Here is an 18658-nt window from a genome sequence, read left to right on the forward strand (position 1 = left end):
CCATGATATTTAATTCCTTATCAAAAAGTTAGATAAAAACACTTTGCTCTCATAAATAAATGAGAGATAACGATAGAATAATATCCGGCTGGCCAACTGGATGCCCCAAACCTGAGGCAGAGCGAACGATACACGCGAATAAAACTCAAAGCAAACGAGCAAGAAAGAAGATAATATCGAGAAAAACAAAAAAATAACAAAAAAAAAAGAACAAAAAACCAAATGGTATTAACTGTAATTAACTCCCCACGGTCGATTTGGATGCTAACAGATCTAGCTCAAAAAACGAGCTAGTCAATCCAGCATTATCTTCCGTTTTGTCGCATTAGTTAAAAAATACCATTTCTACGTATTACACCATAGTACACACCTACATCCTGAGGTGTTGATGCCTAATATCGACACTCACTCTTATACACTTAACTCACATCGATAAGCTTCAGATCAAAAGTAGGCGGGTATGATGTTCCAATAACCACACCTGAATGTTGCACTCTCATTTGTATAAAATCGTTCTATTATCTCCCCTCAACTGGTGTAAGTTAGCTGTATGGGATAATGAATATTATCCCATACACTAGCTATTTCTTACCTCACCTCACTGATTATCACTCACTCTGCAGCTAATCACTTTCCAAAACATAACCAAGTACGCCACCAATTCCAGCACCCAAAGCAACACCTGCTGGGCCAAAGGCTCGGCCTATTAACATCCCCGTCGCCGCACCTTTTAGTGCTCCTTTTACACTAGGTCTGATTTCAACATCTACTTTATCATTTTGCTTATGTATCTTGACTGCGCCAGTACTAGCATTTGGTAATGAAAACATCATTTCTCTCCTTTCTTTAGGTATAAAAAAAGCCCGATAAGTACACAACCTATCGGGCTATCTATCTGTCTGTTGATTACAAAGACTGGCCTTTGCACATTCTGGTAAAGTAAACCAGAGAATCATCTTGCGACTTTACCAGACCGTTAACTAACATGATCCTCAATCTTAATGAATCATCTTCATTAATAGCGAATTGCATCCCCATTAACGAACCAGATTGTTTAAAGTTTCCTTGGATGGTTACACTCTTACCACCTGATTTATCATTGACTGCTGACCATTTGGCCTTATTAACTGAGCGATTGATGATCTGCTCCAGTGATCTACCACTACAGCTTCTAAACTCGGTTTGCTTTGCTAGTTGGATAAGTGCTTTTTCATCCATCGCAAAGGCTTGGCTTGAGATCCCACCTACAATAAGCAATGCGCTCAGTGTTACTTTAATGAGTGTTTTCATGATTAGTTTCCTTAATTTGTTTTGCTTCTTAATCTCGATCTACGTCTTCCGCAGTAAAGCTATCTTTTCAAACCGCATCCATGCCTAAGGAGCACAGTTATAACGCCTACTGACTTCGTTATTGTCTACCAAATGAATGAGAAAGGTTTTGGTGTCGCTAAGTTATATTTTTGATCAAAACTTTCTTTAGACAATGTTAGTACTCGAATAAATTCCACCAATGCAACTACTGCCGATACACCGGGTATAATGAAGCAGCTTATTAGATAAACAACTCCCCATCCCCAGCAACCAGTGTAGAACTTATGTAGGCCAAAACCACCACCAAAGAAAGTTAGTAGCGACATCGCTAATTTAGTTTTATTGCGCGATGGGTTTACAGGTAGATCGTTGAATGGAGGAGGAGTTAGTGATGCAGTGTTTTCATTTTCAGATTGCTGATTAAGTAATGCTTGAACTATCTCTTGCGACTTTTTTTCGACGGCAGAACTTGTATTGAAACTATCTTTAAAACCTGATTTAACGGTAATAGAAATAGCCCCATCATCCATTTTTCTGAACAACAAAGTCCCTCGTAAACCAAAGGGGTTAATACCGTACCTCCAAGCCGCTTCTAACATACCAGCTTGCTTATCTTCCTTTTTAATAGAACCTTGCAACCGTATTAATACCGCTTTGCAATGCTCGAACACCGCTTGGTAATCATCATTAGTGGCTAAGACCGTTGAGTCTCGCTGTTCAAATACAATCGTTGTCATATTTACCTCTGTAATACATGCTTAAATTAGTGACCACTTATTATGCAACACATCTCGGACAGGTCGCGTCCAAAAGAATCCAACACACTGCTTTTTCTAAGAAAATCAAGCAGCCCCTTTCCCAATAAAACCTATACCAAAGTTGAAAGCGCCTCCTCTGTAAACCTTTTAAAATCGACTGGACACGACCTGTCCAACTAGACCGTTATCCTATTGAAATGAGTGATAAGAGTGAAAAGTTAGCCTTTCGATTAAGCGATATCCTTACCCGACTATTTATGGGAGAGGTGCTTTCTATCGAACAATTAATGCATGAGTATCAAGTCAGCGAAAAAACGCTGCGTAGAGACTTTAATGAAAGGCTAATTAAAGCGCCTGTAGACAAGTGTCCAGAAGGGTATCGTTTAGCGCCAATACGATGTATCACAACGGTGAATATTCAAAAAGTAATGAATGATTCTGGTTTGTCGGCATTACTCCCTAAAAGCCTTGCATTTAATAGTTCATACCAAAATCTACTTTTCAAGAACCCACGGGTTGAAAACAGTGAAAAATTTGAAGCTATATTTAAATCACTATCAGATGCCATAACCACAAAATCTATCGTCGACATTACCTATCAAGGACAACTTATTGAGTCGGTTCATCCCTACAGGCTCGTTAACGATCGTGGAGTTTGGTATCTAGCTGGAACTCAGCTTGGTATGCTTTTTTCCTATCGAGTCAATAAAATCATTCAAGTTCAATCACACCTAGGGAAATACACGCCAACACCAAATATTAGGGAAGAAATTTTACGACAAGGTATGGAATGGCTCACAGCTGATAATGTTGATGTGTTGATTCAGGTAGATCCTGACATTGCATCTATTTTTACGAATGACAGTATTCTACCAAATCAACAAATATTGAAAGAGCTAAACGACGGTAGTTTACTGGTGAGCAGTTGTGTCACTAAACTAAGTGAAATAATACCGACCTTAAAAGTATGGATGCCTAAGATTGAGGTATTATCGCCTGCCGGTTTGAAAATTGAATTAATACACGAACTGAATGCCTCTCTCGATCGACTATAACAAAACCCCTGCGTAAGCCGACTAAAAACGCTAAAATGGTCCTCTCCCTTTTGGCTCTCCAATATCCACTATTAATAACTCACACCATCAAATTCGTACGTTAACAACAACGTTTAAGTAATCCGTTGCAGTTGACTAGACTAATAAGGGTACATTCCCATTACTCCATGATAAAACTGAAGTAATGGGACGCTAGTGATTAATTAGCCTGCGAGTTGACAACTTTATGGTGCATACATGGTGCTTTCTACTTGATTAGACGCGGCTGAATCACTCAGCTGTGACTTTTATCTCATCGAACACACCCATTTCCACGTAACTGAGAAAGTTGGACTCCCACATCGAGTAGAATTCCATTACCTCACTATTTGTTATCGGTAGTTCCTGAACATAGGAAAAACTGGCCGTTCCAGATGAGAAGTTAAAATCCACCTCTTTAATTAATTCGGGATAAGGCCCCCCGCAATACGCAAAGTCAGTGATGTAATCAAAGATCCACTGGTCGTAGAAGCGGACAAGCCTTATTTCAACAGGATGCCAACCGCCGTTTTCCGAACTGTAGGATAGATCACGGAAGTTAATCACCACCGATTGGGTCATGGATGTCCATTTACCCGATTCGCTGATCACTCGATATAAAGCATCTTGAAGATCGACACTGACTGGCAGCAGTAATCGCTCAACGTCAAAAGTTAAGTTCATAATAAAATCTCTTTTAGTTTGTTAAGGAGGTACTCTCGTTAGGTACTCGATATGGAGTACCCGAACAGGCTTACTTGGTGAGAATTGGTGCGCTTTGGGGGTTATTCGCTTCGATTTCTGAGTCTACTAGAGACAAGAGCTCATCACGACGTTGCTCGTAGTCCGGTGCTAAAACGTGTAAAAACACTGATTTTTCTGACTGGATGATAAGCCCAAGACCTCTGCAAACCCCACACATAAAACCCGCATTATTCGCTGACTGTCCGGAAAAGACACATTTCATCACAGAGCTCTTGAATGGTTTATCACCCTGCACATCTAAAACAGCGGTGATATCTTTAAGCGGGATCATCTCTTTGCTGTGTAGTCCTCCACCTTCGTTCCCAGTCATACGGATATAAAGTTCACTTTCTTCATCGTGAATAGCAATTTCATAGAACACATGGTTCTCTGTTTTCGGTGATAGCTTTTTCGCTTTGCCCTCGCGCACGATATTAGTGAAATGGTCTACTGGTTTATCGTCAGTGACCGTGACTTGCTCATTACCCTCTACGATTTCAGGTTGAGCCGTTTCTTGTTGTTGGTTTGATTTACGCGCCATAGGGCACCTCCTTCAAGTTGGAATTATTCAGATTTAATTTAGTTTTAAGATTCCGCTTGGTCAGCTAACTTGACGACAGGGAATGTTAGGCTGTTCATTGGAGCACAGCAGTAAACACCACCACCTTCCATGGTCACTATGGCAACAGCTAAAAGCCAAGGACAATCATCGTCGTTTAACAACAACACCCATTCCGGGTAGTTAGATACAAATCGTAGGAAGTGTTGGTCTTCCTCAGATTCTTCACTCAAGGTTTCGTCGGTATCGGACTCATCAATTAAGTACAAGGTCGTACCGACTTCATCCCAGAACGCTTTCGTACTTTCTTCATCACCGAACGGCTCTATCAAGTGATCGAGTAGTTTTGCTTTCACACCATCAGGCATTGGCAGTGCTTGAATATCTTCAAACTTATTTACTGTTTTCATTTCTAATCTCCGTTTAATAATGAAAAAGCCCCTGTTTAGCTCATCGCTAAACAGGGGCTTTTCTAATGTCATTTCTAAATTAACTGGTTAAACCTAACTTCTTCATTCCCAACGTATCTCTGGCTTCGCAGTCACCATATCTGATAAACGAGAGCCAATCTCTCTCCGACGCCCTACAGTCAATTTTGAGTAGCGTCTTGTTGATGACAGGTCAGCGTGATTGAGCTGCTTGGCTATGTCGTGTAACGAGACTCCTTGACTAGCTAACAAACTTCCAACCGTATGGCGAGCTGAATGCAGGGTTAGGTTCGCTTTATCACCGGGTATGTCGGGCAGTCCCATCTTGGCTTTGATAGCCTTGAAAGCATGCCTAGGTTGCCCTACGGGTTTACCCTTTTTGCGTCCAGGAAAGAGATACGGATTATTGGTCACATGAGGTACGGACCTCAAAATATCAAGCATGTAATCACTTAGGAATAAAATGTGACTACTACCATTTTTCGTATGCGGAATAGTGAGCGTTTTATCCTCCCAATTCACATCGGATTTCAAGCGCAAACGCAGTTCCTTATCTCTTGCACCAGTCAAAAACAGCAAAGCTAGGTACGCGCCAATACTTTTGTCTTCATGATTCAGGGCATGACCTATGAACTCCTTTAGCTGTGATTCGGACAAGTAACCAGTGCGCACGTTATCTTCTTTCAACAAGCTCACCTTGTCAGCAATGAGCGGAGCATCCATCAACTTGTATGCTTGACGATTGATCGTTTTAAGCAGGGCTAGAACACGATTTATCGAAGCAGGAGCGTACGGTGTGCCTTTAATTGTAAGGGAGTTTTGCATCTCCATTTGGACTTTGATGATATCGGCGGCGGTTAGGTCATGAATGGATATGTGATGTATAGACTTTGCTAAACAAAATCTAGCAACATCATCCTTCCAACTGCGTTTCTGCTTTGCCAGTGGCAGATACACTTCATCAAAGAACCGATCCAAAGTCATCGTCTTCTCAGAAGTCTGATTGTCACGCTCAAGCTTGGGATCAACACCCTCTATAATTAGCTGGCGATACTCTTTGGCTATTTTGCGCAGTTTGGCGAGGTCAGTTTCAGGGTGCTTACCAAGACCAATAGATGCCTTTTTACCTGTTACCGGACTGGTATAACGCAGCAGGAAGCGTTTCCCACCAGACTTACCCACTAAGCAACGAACGCCAGTAGGTAAACCAGAGTCTCTCATCGCGGATAAATTGACTTCGTAATCGGTAGATTTAGCGCTAGCCAGATTGGGTTTAAGGTTGTTGAGGAAAGTGGTGGTGAGTCGGTGTAATTTACTCATTCAAACCTCCATTAACTAAATATTCAATTAGTTAATATGCGTTTGAATAATTGTTTATTACAGTTAAATAAAAGCCGAACGATACAAAAACAGTATCATTCAGCTTATATTTCACTCTACTAAGCCGTCACTAGATTTCTTTGACTGCTCTTGAGGTATTGCAATTGAATTTTGTCCTTCACCCTTTGCTAAATTAGGCGTCACATCATTGATTTTTGACTCTGTATTCTCAGGTACATTTTGAGAACTTGTATTACCAATATCAGGTATCTGCTTACCCATACAGAAAATCAATATTGTTAAAATAAGTAAAACGCCACCGATCCCTAAATAAAAAATCTTTGCTTTCGTTGTACTTCTGATATTTTCAAATCCAAGAATACTGACAGCGCTTTCTTCACCAATCTTCCCTGTTAAATTAATATTAGGTAATTGAGCCTTGATTTGTTCCTCCATCTCAATTCCTTTGAGAACAGCTCCTTTTAGAAGAGGGTGATACCAATAAACATCTACTAAAAAAACCAGCATCCAAACAATAAAAGAACCAAGAGCAAGAAAGGAGGCAATAGGAATATTGTATCCTACCACTTCAGCTTCATATTGGGATTTTAAGCTAACACCGATCGCACTGATAAAGGCAGAAACGATTAATAATCCAAAGTTTCTAACCTTCATTTCAAGGTCGTTAAAGTGTTGTTGAACATCAACTATTTTCTTCCATACTTCCACATTTAGTTTCAAATACTCTAGTTCAATGTCCGTTTCATCACTCATGAATCAGCACCTTTAAACATTTGAAAATTAAATATCTCTAATAACTCTGAAAAACTATCCACCGTATAAGTTGGTGGGATATGATGATAATTCTCTTTAATTCTCTTTTCGCGTTCTACGTCTTCATCAGTCCAATGTGTAACAGCCCTTAACAACTCATAACCTTCGGCATTATTTTCAAAATGAGTCGTACCGTATCTCGCAAATACATCTGTAACACATGCCTGTTGCGCCATCTCAATGTCTTTCATTTCACTATCACCGATATAAACGCAATCTTCTACATCAGCCCCAAGGTCATTTATAATATCTAGTAACAACTTCGGGTTAGGCTTCGTCTCTCCTTCGGGAGTGTGTTTTGGTTTAGTTAGCGAAAAGCTGAACTTTGTTCCTGAGCCTAACTCCTCAGGAAGTTCGTGGTCTGGCGGAGAGAACAAGTAATCAATATAGTTATCCAAACCCAGCTTCTTCAGTCGATATGAAGTGTAGTATGACTTAGACTCTGTATACGCAATAACTAGGACACCAATATTTTTTAAAGTTTTAAGAGTATCTTCCACTGTAGGATATAAACGGAGGTGTTTTCTTCTTTCTGACCTAAATGCATGAATAGCTTCATCTAGCGCTTCATTGATCCCATCTTCAGAACCATACATAGCAAGTAAAGACGGTAAATTTTGAAGTAAGAAAGCATACTCGGCAGTACCGTGTTCTTGGTGAATTTTCTTCACTTCAGGAAGGATCACGTCACTACTCAATCCTGTTATCTCGTACACCTTATCAAACATCGCCGAGTTACTAGCATACCAAATACTAAACCAGTCAAATAAAGTATTATCTAAATCGGTAATGAGTACAGTTTTTTTCATTTAACTACTCTAATCTAAGTCGCGTGAATCAATTCTCCCGACAGGTTAACACTAGAGAGCTACCATTCAAAGGTAAGCCACTATCATTCACGACTAAAGTAGATAAGTAACACCAAATGCCATACTTCCAAAACACTCAAAATGATAGTTAAGTTGATATCCCCAACGCACTAACCACACACACTGCGAAACCACCCATAACAAAACTGTTTTCGACAATCTATCAAAACGATCAATATCCACATAGCAGTCAAACCAGAAGTACATAGCACCGTAAAGTCACCATGGTACGACCATGGTTCTTCCAGTCCGCAACCCTTGGCAATACTAGCTTGTGAGTTAGCAGTCACCGGAGTTTGTTGGATTTACTAGGATTCCCTTGCGCACAGAATCGTCATGCGATGAACCATGAATGGACCATGAAAGCTTTTTCAAGACGGATAAAGTGAGTCTATCGGAGCGAGAAAAGCGCCGATAACAAGAAAGGGGAAATGAGGTAAGTTTTTGATTAGCTTAGAAACAACAAAGCCCCGACTTACGTCGAGGCTTTGTTGTATAAATAATGGTACCGATGGGCGGACTTGAACCGCCACTCCCGAAGGAAACGGATTTTGAATCCGTCGTGTCTACCAATTTCACCACATCGGCATCTTGGCTATTGCCATCTGATGTTCGGCATTATACGTAAGAACGACGCTAGCGCAATAACAAAATATTGAAAAACAAATCGTTTGCTGAATATTTCGCCACAACGCCTCTTGTTTTTCTAACTCTCTTTCAAGAGCGACAAACTACCGATATGCTGATGGTCATTTATCGCACTTTACACAGACGACTATGAATAAAACTTCAACCTTACTGTCAGCCGGATTTTTCCGCCGATTGACCGCTCTAGTCTATGATTCATTGATTGTTGTTTCTTTGTTGATCGTCGCGGGCGGTATGATAATGGTTATTTTAGAAACCTTAGTCGCCATTGGTGTCCTAAGTTATGGCCCTTATCAAAATGTCAGCCAATTTTTAACTCGTCATCCCACTTTCAGTCCAGCCTATACCTTGTATCTGGCCTCTATTTGGATTTACTTTTTTGTTTATTGTTGGACCAAGCATGGGCAAACCTTAGGTATGAAAGCATCGAAGATCTTGGTCCGTAATCAAGACGGTAGCTTAATTACGACCACACAAGCTCTTATTCGGCTTGCAACTGCAGGGCTAGGATTAGGGAATCTAACCGTGCTGATTGATCCACAAAAACGCAGTTTTCAAGATATATGGGCGAAGACAGAAGTGGTTGTAGTCAATCAATCTCGTTGAAACGCATAACCAAGCTACGTTGAGCTCTAAAAAGAAAGGTATCTTGCTCGAAAAGAAGAAAGGGGAGATAAATTATCTCCCCTTCTTTGTTTCATTCTACAACTTACGACGTAATAACATAACGGCAATCGTGAGAAAGACCAAGCTAGGGGCAATAGCACCAAAAGCTGGGGGGAAACCGTAAACTAAGCTTAATGGACCAAAAAACTCACTGGAAATGTAAAAAGTGAAACCCGCAATCACCCCAGAAAGAATTCTCGCTCCCATGGTTACGCTGCGCAGTGGACCAAAAATAAATGACAATGCCATCAACATCATCACACCAATCGAGAATGGTTGAGTCAATTTACGCCACAAGGCTAATTCATAACGAGAGGCGTCTTGCTCAGAGGCTTTCAAGTAATGTACATAATCGTAAAGGCCGCTTAAGGCGAGCTCTTCAGGTTTAACCGTCACAACCGCTAATTTATCGGGTGCTAAAGCCGTACGCCATTGGTAGACATCTAAATACTGTTTGGTTAAAACCACATTATCTTGTAAATCAGTTATTTGTACTTGTTTCATTAACCAATGATTATCACCTAGATAATCCACCTGTTCAGCAAATACCACATGACGAAGCTGTTTCTGCTCATCAAAACGCCACATATTCAGACCATAGAGGCGTTCATTATCAATCTTCGCAACAAAGATAAAATCATTGGCGTCTCTGGCCCATACACCTGTCCTTACGGAAAGGATATTACCACCAGAGGTTGCGAAGGCGCGCATATCACGCGCCATTTTTTGAGCTTGAGGAGCGCCCCATTCACCCAGTAACGTAACAATAATCATTAAGGGAATCGCGGTTTTGAGCACCGATAAACCGATATCTAATTTAGAAAAGCCAGAGGCTTGCATCACCACTAATTCTGAACTGGCGGCTAAGGCTCCTAAACCGATGAGCGCACCCAGTAGCGCCGCCATAGGAAAAAACATTTCCACATCACGCGGCACACTTAACAGCACAAAAAACAAGGCTTGCAAAAGATCATAGCTGCCATCGCCAACTTTTCTTAACTGTTCAACATATTTAATAATGCCGGACAAGCCCACGAAGGTCACCAGTACAAGAGTTGTGGTAGCAATAATAGTTCGCCCGATATACCAATCTAAAATTTTAAACACGAATTAGGCCACCTTGCGCTTTGGTCTGAATTTGTCTTTCATCTTTCTTACCCATACGCTATCCAAGGTATTTGCAATAATCGCTGCAAATAACAAGGCGGCGTTGATGGGCCACATACCGATTTCAATCGGAATCGTTCCATCTTCTAAAGCCGATTTCATGGCGCTGATGGTTAAGAAATAGGTTAAATAAATCAAAATGGCGGGGCCCATTTTGGCGAATCGTCCCTGTCTCGGATTGACTGCCGACAGTGGCACCACCAACATTGTTAATAGTGGAATACACAATACCAATGAAATACGCCATTGCAGCTCTGCTTGCGCACGCGAGTCAGGATTCCGAATCAGAGCTAAAGTCGGCGTTTCTTGCCAATCACGTCCTTTAGCCTTGACCGAGCGTTGACCAATTAAGCCTTCGTATTGATCAAAACGCGTGATCATATAGTCTAATCGCGTCGGAACCCCTTCATAACGAACCCCATTATGCATAGTGATCATCTGCCGGCCATCACTCAATTCTTTGACTTCGCCAGAATCAGAAAACATCACGCTAGGTAAAATCGATTGACGGGGGGCAAGCTGTGCGACAAAAACATTCTGTAACTTTCTATTTTCGATGTTATCAATAAAAACCACTGATGAACCATCTGGCGAGCGCTGAAATTGACCTTTTTGTAATAAATCAACGCTACTTTCCGCCGCTAACTGTTCAATGAGTTGAGCTTCTTTATCTTGGCTCCATGGCGATAACCAAAAAGCATTAAAAGCCGCGGCACTTGAGGTAATGATCGCTAAGTAAAGCGCGGCGCGGATCAGAAACTTATTGCCGATACCCGTTGCGTTCATTACGGTGATTTCGCTTTCTGCGTACAAGCGACCAAAGGTCAGCAGAATACCGATGTATAAGCTCAGCGGCAGCATGAGCAATCCCATCGCTGGCATATTTAACGCGACGATTGATAGGATCATTCGCGCAGGAATTTCACCATCCGAAGCATCAGCGAGAACACGAATGAATTTTTGGCTCAAAAACACTAAAAACAGCACGAAAAAGATCGCAAACTGGCTCTTTAATGTCTCTCTGATCAAATATCTAACAATAATCACGCTGAAATAACCTATGCAAAACTTGTTTTTTTGATTGAATCACTATAATTTCCCGTTGAACCTTTTATTTTTTTAAAATTTCGCTATCTGTTAGAACACCTAAACTATAGGTTGATCCATTAACGGATTCATCAAGTAAGAATGCATTATCTAACATTTAGTTCTATTTGTCTTTAGGATGTAGGAGTACGCATGGAGTTCAGTGTTAAAAGTGGTAGCCCAGAAAAACAACGCAGTGCATGCATTGTGGTGGGGGTTTTTGAACCACGCCGACTTTCTCCAGTAGCAGAACAGCTTGATAAAATCAGTGATGGCTACATCAGTTCACTATTGCGTCGCGGTGATCTAGAAGGAAAACCGGGCCAGATGCTGCTGTTGCATCAAGTTCCGGGAGTCTTGTCTGAACGAGTATTACTGGTTGGCTGTGGTAAAGAGCGTGAACTGGGTGAACGTCAATATAAAGAGATCATCCAAAAAACCATTAGCACTCTTAACGAAACTGGCTCAATGGAAGCGGTATGCTTCTTAACTGAGTTACACGTTAAAGGCCGCGACACCTACTGGAAAGTTCGTCAAGCCGTAGAAGCAACTAAAGATGGTTTGTATACCTTTGATCAATTTAAAAGTGTTAAGCCAGAAACTCGTCGCCCACTGCGTAAGCTGGTATTTAATGTTCCAACTCGCCGAGAATTAAGCTTAGGTGAACGAGCCATCAACCATGGTTTAGCGATTGCTTCTGGTGTGAAAGCCAGTAAAGATCTTGGTAATATGCCACCGAATATCGCCAACCCAGCCTATTTGGCTTCTCAAGCCCGTCGTTTAGCGGACGATTATCCGACCATCACCACCAAAATCATTGGTGAAGAAGAGATGGAAAAACTCGGTATGACGTCTTATTTAGCGGTAGGCCGAGGTTCGAAAAATGAATCCATGATGTCGGTGATCGAATATAAAGGACACGCAGACCCAACAGCAAAACCGATTGTGCTGGTTGGTAAAGGCTTAACCTTTGATTCAGGCGGTATCTCACTCAAACCAGGCGAAGCCATGGATGAGATGAAATACGACATGTGTGGCGCAGCTTCAGTGTTTGGTGCCATGAAGGCACTGGCAAAGCTGAATCTACCCATTAATGTGGTGGGTATTTTGGCTGGTTGTGAAAATATGCCTGGCAGTAATGCCTATCGCCCAGGCGATATCCTGACTACCATGTCAGGCCAAACCGTTGAAGTATTGAATACCGATGCTGAAGGGCGATTAGTACTGTGTGATGCTCTAACTTATGTTGAGCGTTTTGAACCCGATTGCGTCATTGATGTCGCAACCTTAACGGGAGCTTGCGTCATTGCTCTTGGTCATCACATCAGTGCCGTTATGTCGAACCATAACCCTCTGGCTCATGAGTTGATCAACGCCTCTGAGCAATCAAGTGATCGTGCTTGGCGTTTACCGCTAGCAGATGAATATCATGAACAATTAAAGAGCCCGTTTGCTGATATGGCTAATATCGGCGGTCGTCCAGGTGGTGCCATCACCGCAGGATGTTTCTTATCGAAGTTTACCAAGAAATATAACTGGGCACATATTGATGTGGCTGGTACAGCTTGGAAATCAGGAGCTGCCAAAGGTTCGACTGGACGTCCAGTCTCGATGTTAGTGCAATTTCTCCTCAATCGTAGTGGCCACGATAGCGAGGAATAAACCTCAAAAAGGGCCAAACGGCCCTTTTTTATTGCAATCAATGTGAGGTAACCAATGGCAACCGCAACCTTTTATTTAATTGCTAATGATAGCCCTCAAGCGACCATTACAGGATTTGAGCACTATATTGTTTACCTAGCGCACCATTTTGCTCGGCAAGGTGCCAAGGTGTACGTACATTGCCAAGACCAGCTTCACGCAGAACAGTTAGCGGAACGCTTTTGGCAAGTTGAGCCCACTCAGTTTATCGCTCATAACCTGATCGGTGAAGGTCCCAAATATGGCACTCCGATTGAGATTGGTTATCACGGAGTGAAGCCAAGCTACAACCGCCAATTGGTAATAAATCTGGCCGATAATCATACAACCTTTGCGAACGCCTTTAGAGAGGTGGTAGACTTCGTCCCCTGCGAAGAAAAAACCAAGCAGCTGGCACGTGAACGATATAAAATCTATCGTCAAGCAGGCTATCAGTTACAAACTGTCGAGCTACAGCATCCGTAGGTCAAACCTTATAGTTAAGGCGATCTTGACCAAGATCCTTCACTTATGAAGTTTGACTAAGATTAACCATTCACAGTATCCATTTAAGAGCATTATGGAAAAGACATATAACCCAACAGCAATCGAACAAGCTCTCTATCAGACTTGGGAAGAGAACGGCTACTTTAAGCCACACGGTGACACTTCAAAACCAGCGTACAGCATTATGATCCCGCCACCGAACGTCACTGGTAGCCTTCATATGGGTCACGCCTTCCAAGATACCATCATGGATACTTTGATCCGTTGCGAGCGCATGAAGGGTAAAAATACCTTATGGCAAGTTGGAACGGATCACGCCGGTATCGCTACCCAAATGGTCGTTGAACGCAAAATTGCTGCAGAAGAAGGCAAAACGAAGCATGATTATGGTCGTGAAGCGTTTATCGACAAGATTTGGGAGTGGAAGGCTGAATCTGGCGGTACGATTACTCAACAGCTACGTCGTCTAGGGGCTTCCGTCGATTGGGAGCGTGAACGCTTTACCATGGACGATGGCCTATCAAATGCCGTGCAAGAAGTGTTTGTTCGTTTGTATGAAGATGATTTGATCTATCGTGGCAAACGTCTTGTTAACTGGGATCCAAAACTGCACACCGCGATTTCCGATCTTGAAGTTGAAAATAAAGATATCAAAGGCCACATGTGGCATTTCCGCTATCCGTTAGCCGATGGTATTAAAACTGCGGACGGTAAAGATTATATCGTCGTCGCCACCACTCGTCCTGAAACCATGCTCGGTGATACTGGTGTCGCGGTTAACCCTGAAGATCCTCGTTACCAAGCATTGATCGGTAAAGAAATTTTACTCCCGATCGTTAATCGCCGCATTCCTATCGTTGCCGATGAGCACGCCGATATGGAAAAAGGCACGGGTTGTGTAAAAATCACTCCAGCTCATGACTTCAATGACTATGAAGTGGGTAAACGCCATCAATTACCGATGATCAACATTCTCACCTTTGATGCCAACATTCGTGATGCTGCCGAAGTGTTTAATAGTAATGGTGAAGCAAGTGATGTGTACAGCAGTGAGCTTCCAGAAAAATACCACGGTATGGAGCGTTTTGCCGCACGCAAAGCAATCGTTGCTGAATTTACCGAACTGGGCTTACTGGATGAAATCAAAGATCATGATCTGACCGTACCGTACGGTGATCGTGGTGGTGTCGTAATTGAACCGATGCTGACCGATCAATGGTATGTGCGCACAGCTCCATTAGCAAAAACAGCCGTCGAAGCCGTCGAAAACGGTGACATTCAGTTTGTGCCTAAGCAATACGAAAACATGTACTTCTCTTGGATGCGCGACGTACAAGATTGGTGTATTTCTCGTCAGCTCTGGTGGGGACATCGTATTCCGGCTTGGTATGATAATGATGGCAACGTTTATGTCGGTCGTGATGAACAAGAAGTCCGAACTAAACACAACCTTGCACCAGTCGTAGTGCTTAAGCAAGATAACGATGTGTTAGATACGTGGTTCTCCTCTGCTCTCTGGACGTTTGGTACACAAGGCTGGCCAGAAAATACCGATGCACTAAAAACCTTCCATCCATCAGATGTATTGGTGACAGGCTTTGACATTATTTTCTTCTGGGTAGCACGGATGATCATGATGACCATGCATTTCTGTAAAGATGAAAATGGCAAACCTCAAGTCCCATTTAAAACCGTTTATGTCACCGGCCTTATCCGTGATGAAAATGGCGATAAAATGTCAAAATCGAAAGGTAATGTCCTCGATCCTATCGATATGATCGATGGTATTGATCTAGAGTCATTAGTTGAGAAACGTTGTGGCAACATGATGCAGCCTCAACTTGCCGCTAAAATCGAGAAAAACACGCGTAAAACGTTTGAAAGCGGTATCGAACCTTATGGAACCGACGCACTGCGCTTCACGCTAGCAGCCATGGCTTCAACCGGTCGTGATATTAACTGGGATATGAAACGCTTAGAGGGCTACCGTAACTTCTGTAATAAGTTGTGGAATGCCAGCCGTTACGTGTTAATGAATACCGAAGCGCAAGACTGTGGGTTTACTGCTGGTGAGATCGAGTACTCACTGGCCGACAAGTGGATTGAATCCCAGTTTGAGCTAGCAGCCAAAGAGTTTAATAACCATATCAATAATTTCCGATTAGATATGGCTGCAAATACCTTATACGAGTTTATCTGGAACCAATTCTGTGACTGGTATCTAGAGCTAACCAAACCCATTCTTTGGAAAGGGTCTGAAGCTCAGCAACGCGGTACGCGTCGCACCCTTATTACCGTTCTCGAAAAAACACTGCGTTTGGCTCACCCGGTGATCCCTTATATTACCGAAACCATCTGGCAAAGCATCAAGCCTCTGGTTGACGGGGTTGAGGGCGAGACCATCATGCTCCAAGCACTACCTCAATATAATCCAGAGAACTTTAATCAACAGGCACTGGATGATATTGAATGGGTAAAAGCCTTTATTACCAGCATTCGTAACCTACGTGCTGAATATGACATTAATCCGGGCAAACCTTTATCGGTGATGTTAAAAGTTGCTAGCGAAGAAGATGCCGCACGCGTTGAAGCCAATAAACCTGTGCTGATTTCTCTCGCCAAACTTGAGTCCGTACGAGTGATTGAAAGCAATGAAGTAACGCCAGCTTGTGCTACCGCACTGGTCGGCAAATCGGAATTGATGATCCCGATGGCAGGATTGATTGATAAACAAGCTGAACTTGAGCGTCTAGCGAAAGAAATCGCCAAAACCGAAGGCGAGATCAAACGCATCGAAGGCAAACTGAGCAATCAAGGGTTTGTCGCTAAAGCCCCAGAAGCAGTGGTTGCTGTCGAGCGTGACAAACTCAATAGCTATCAAGAAACCCTAGTGAAGTTAATCGAACAAAAAGCCACTATCAGCGCTTTATAAATATCATCTTTACTTAACAAGAAAGGCAGCGATAGCGCTGCCTTTCTCTTTATACCCCGTGACTAAACCAACCTATTTTGCGACTTTCCAGCAATAAATGCCTCGATATTAGCGATTAGTATCGTCACCAGACGTTGAATGGCACTATCACTTCCCCAAGCAACATGTGGAGTAAGTAATAAATTCGGTAAGTCCATATTGGCAATCAGTGGATTCCCCATGTCAGCGGGCTCTTGAGTAAACACATCCACCCCAGCTCCAGCAATACGACGTTGCTTTAACGCATCCACCAGAGCCACTTCATCAATTAATCCCCCTCGACCGGTATTAATAACCAGCGCATTCGGTTTCATTAACGCCAACTCTGGCTGACTGATTAAATGGGTGGTCGCTGCCGTTAAAGGACAATGCAGTGTTAATACATCAGCCGTCGTTAATACCTGCTCAAAACGAACATACCCTTCACGGCAAGACTCAGCACCTTTGTGTTCTGCAAACATCACTTGCATCCCTAATGATTGAGCTAGGGCTGCCGTTGCTTTACCGAGCGATCCACCACCAATAATACCCATCACACTACCGGCAATATCACCAATCGGATGAGTAAAGAAACAGAACTGCTTATTGCGCTGCCACTCTCCGGCAGCAATATCTTGATGATACCCAAAGAGATTGCGCCTTAAAGCAAACATCATCGCAATAACATGTTCAGGGACCGATTGAGTCGCGTACCCCTGCACATTACACACCGCAATATTTAGCTCACGACACGCCGGTAAATCAACATTATTCGTACCTGTTGCAGAAATCGCGACTAACTTGAGTTTCGGCAGTTGAGCCAGTATCTCGCGAGTGAGTACCACTTTATTAGTGATCACGATATCAGCGTCACCGATACGCTCAAGTACCTGCTCAGGCGTCGTAAAATCATACTCTCGCCACTGGTGAGCAACGCTCAGATCGGGAAGATCAATATGACGAGGGATCGTCGCTCGATCCAAAAACACCATGTTAAGTAATGACATAAACCACTCCCTCAAATCACTTTAATCGCACATTGATTACTTCACTTCGTCTCGTTCAATCACATTAAGGACGAGGTAGAGTTTTATAATCCGGTAGTTTTCTTTCTGGATCAAAATGATCCAAGATCACCGCCTCAGCTTCGGGATAGAAATCACACGGTACAAAAATGGTTCGCAGCCAATGACTGCGTGGATGATAAAAACTGAGTTCTGCTGCGTGCAGGGCTAATCGATCAGAAAAAGCTAATGCCTCCGGAGAAGCATAAAACTCGTCACCGACTATCGGATGCCCAATCGCTAACATATGTACCCGTAACTGATGAGAACGCCCCGTGACAGGAAACAAACGAACAATCGTTGTCTGATCCTCTTGCTTAACCACCTGATACAAGGTTTTCGATGCTTTACCGTGCTCAAAACAGACTTTTTGTCGCGGACGATTCGGCCAATCGCAAATTAATGGTAAATCAACTTCACCTTGCTGCTGCTCAAGTTTGCCCCATACTCGCGCATAGTAGACTTTATGGGTTAATCGATACTGAAACTGCTTTTTCAGCGCCGCTTCCATGTATTTATTCTTAGCAAACAGCATTAAACCTGACGTCGACATATCTAAACGATGCACGACTTGGATTTCAGAATGCTCAGCCACCAAACGACTCCACATACTGTCATAATGCTCAATATGTTTGCCGGGCACAGAGAGTAATCCTGACGGTTTATTGACCGCCAAAATATACTCATCTTCATACACCACATCTATCCACGGATCGGTGGGGGGATGGTATTCAATCATCGCCATTATTATTGTCTCATCAGGAAAAAACGCCGCATTATATACTTAAATAGGGTCAAGTTGCAGATTGATAGTAAGAGGGATGATCGGCACTTTATGCATCGCTTGAGCTTAGTAACTCCACCGAAAACGTAACTAAAAGTTGACAGAATGTTAACCTATGATATTGATACGATATATTGACATAAGATCAATAATTCATATACCCACATCCCTTGGAGTTGCAGGTAGGCGGCAAGTGAGTTCATCCCCATG

The 18658-nt window shown here is 42.6% G+C and carries 18 protein-coding genes and 1 tRNA gene; 5 read left to right on the forward strand and 14 right to left on the reverse strand.

Features of this window, described 5'->3' with window-relative positions:
- Positions 1-623 precede the first annotated feature (623 nt).
- From CAG60_RS16485 to CAG60_RS02520, 3 genes are all read right to left on the reverse strand, one after another.
- Complete coding sequence (locus CAG60_RS16485; RefSeq protein ID WP_158138920.1) at positions 624-833, reverse strand: YMGG-like glycine zipper-containing protein; 210 nt, start codon at positions 831-833, stop codon at positions 624-626.
- 73 nt (positions 834-906) lie between these two features.
- Positions 907-1290, reverse strand: a complete 384-nt coding sequence (locus CAG60_RS02515; RefSeq protein ID WP_158138921.1) for a hypothetical protein — start codon at positions 1288-1290, stop codon at positions 907-909.
- 125 nt (positions 1291-1415) lie between these two features.
- Positions 1416-2048, reverse strand: a complete 633-nt coding sequence (locus tag CAG60_RS02520) for a TM2 domain-containing protein (protein WP_158138922.1) — start codon at positions 2046-2048, stop codon at positions 1416-1418.
- Between the two features lie 218 nt (positions 2049-2266).
- Between CAG60_RS02520 and CAG60_RS02525 the strand changes: the two genes are divergently transcribed.
- Entirely contained in the window at positions 2267-3124 is an 858-nt protein-coding gene (locus tag CAG60_RS02525) for a helix-turn-helix transcriptional regulator (protein ID WP_158138923.1), read from the forward strand.
- A gap of 270 nt (positions 3125-3394) precedes the next feature.
- Here CAG60_RS02525 and CAG60_RS02530 read toward each other — a convergent pair whose 3' ends face one another.
- The 7 genes from CAG60_RS02530 to CAG60_RS02560 all read right to left on the reverse strand — a co-directional run bounded on the left by CAG60_RS02530 (position 3395) and on the right by CAG60_RS02560 (position 8484).
- Entirely contained in the window at positions 3395-3826 is a 432-nt protein-coding gene (locus CAG60_RS02530) for a DUF2787 domain-containing protein (protein WP_158138924.1), read from the reverse strand.
- 70 nt (positions 3827-3896) lie between these two features.
- Positions 3897-4427 carry a hypothetical protein gene (locus CAG60_RS02535; RefSeq protein WP_158138925.1) on the reverse strand — a complete coding sequence of 177 codons (531 nt, stop codon included), beginning with the start codon at positions 4425-4427 and terminating at the stop codon, positions 3897-3899.
- 44 nt (positions 4428-4471) lie between these two features.
- The gene (locus CAG60_RS02540; RefSeq protein ID WP_158138926.1) at positions 4472-4855 is read right to left on the reverse strand and encodes a hypothetical protein; all 384 of its coding nucleotides are present in this window, start codon (positions 4853-4855) and stop codon (positions 4472-4474) included.
- 102 nt (positions 4856-4957) lie between these two features.
- Positions 4958-6193, reverse strand: coding sequence for a tyrosine-type recombinase/integrase (locus tag CAG60_RS02545; protein ID WP_158138927.1), 1236 nt, complete (start codon positions 6191-6193; stop codon positions 4958-4960).
- Between the two features lie 111 nt (positions 6194-6304).
- A complete protein-coding gene (locus CAG60_RS02550) occupies positions 6305-6967 on the reverse strand; it encodes a hypothetical protein (protein ID WP_158138928.1) in 663 nt (220 codons plus the stop codon).
- Positions 6964-7836, reverse strand: a complete 873-nt coding sequence (locus CAG60_RS02555) for an HAD family hydrolase (protein ID WP_075988117.1) — start codon at positions 7834-7836, stop codon at positions 6964-6966. The genes CAG60_RS02550 and CAG60_RS02555 overlap by 4 nt, the downstream gene beginning before the upstream one ends.
- Positions 7837-8399: 563 nt before the next feature.
- A tRNA-Leu gene (locus CAG60_RS02560) sits at positions 8400-8484 on the reverse strand.
- Between the two features lie 189 nt (positions 8485-8673).
- Here CAG60_RS02560 and CAG60_RS02565 point away from each other — a divergent pair.
- Positions 8674-9150 (forward strand): RDD family protein, encoded by a 477-nt coding sequence (locus CAG60_RS02565; RefSeq protein ID WP_161438203.1) that lies wholly within the window; start codon positions 8674-8676, stop codon positions 9148-9150.
- Between the two features lie 96 nt (positions 9151-9246).
- Here the strand turns inward: CAG60_RS02565 and lptG are convergent, their stop codons facing one another.
- Positions 9247-10317, reverse strand: coding sequence for an LPS export ABC transporter permease LptG (lptG, locus tag CAG60_RS02570; RefSeq protein WP_004394610.1), 1071 nt, complete (start codon positions 10315-10317; stop codon positions 9247-9249).
- A gap of 3 nt (positions 10318-10320) precedes the next feature.
- Positions 10321-11424, reverse strand: a complete 1104-nt coding sequence (gene lptF, locus CAG60_RS02575) for an LPS export ABC transporter permease LptF (RefSeq protein ID WP_004394609.1) — start codon at positions 11422-11424, stop codon at positions 10321-10323.
- A 192-nt stretch (positions 11425-11616) separates the two neighbouring features.
- On the opposite strand from lptF, the gene pepA reads away from it, so the two are divergent.
- The 3 genes from pepA (at position 11617) to CAG60_RS02590 (ending at position 16582) form a co-directional block, all read left to right on the forward strand.
- Entirely contained in the window at positions 11617-13125 is a 1509-nt protein-coding gene (gene pepA, locus CAG60_RS02580) for a leucyl aminopeptidase (protein WP_004394608.1), read from the forward strand.
- Between the two features lie 54 nt (positions 13126-13179).
- Positions 13180-13629, forward strand: coding sequence for a DNA polymerase III subunit chi (locus CAG60_RS02585; protein WP_158138932.1), 450 nt, complete (start codon positions 13180-13182; stop codon positions 13627-13629).
- Positions 13630-13723: 94 nt separating this feature from the next.
- Positions 13724-16582 (forward strand): valine--tRNA ligase, encoded by a 2859-nt coding sequence (locus tag CAG60_RS02590; RefSeq protein ID WP_161438204.1) that lies wholly within the window; start codon positions 13724-13726, stop codon positions 16580-16582.
- Positions 16583-16644: 62 nt separating this feature from the next.
- On the opposite strand, the gene CAG60_RS02595 is transcribed toward CAG60_RS02590, so the two are convergent.
- Together CAG60_RS02595 and CAG60_RS02600 are read right to left on the reverse strand one after the other, a co-directional pair.
- Positions 16645-17607, reverse strand: a complete 963-nt coding sequence (locus CAG60_RS02595; RefSeq protein WP_161438205.1) for a D-2-hydroxyacid dehydrogenase — start codon at positions 17605-17607, stop codon at positions 16645-16647.
- Positions 17608-17671: 64 nt separating this feature from the next.
- Positions 17672-18409 carry a pseudouridine synthase gene (locus CAG60_RS02600; protein ID WP_072670380.1) on the reverse strand — a complete coding sequence of 246 codons (738 nt, stop codon included), beginning with the start codon at positions 18407-18409 and terminating at the stop codon, positions 17672-17674.
- Between the last annotated feature and the right edge of the window lie 249 nt (positions 18410-18658).

It is taken from the genome of Vibrio sp. V33_P6A3T137 (genome assembly GCF_009904835.1).
GTDB classification, from domain to species: domain Bacteria; phylum Pseudomonadota; class Gammaproteobacteria; order Enterobacterales; family Vibrionaceae; genus Vibrio; species Vibrio metschnikovii.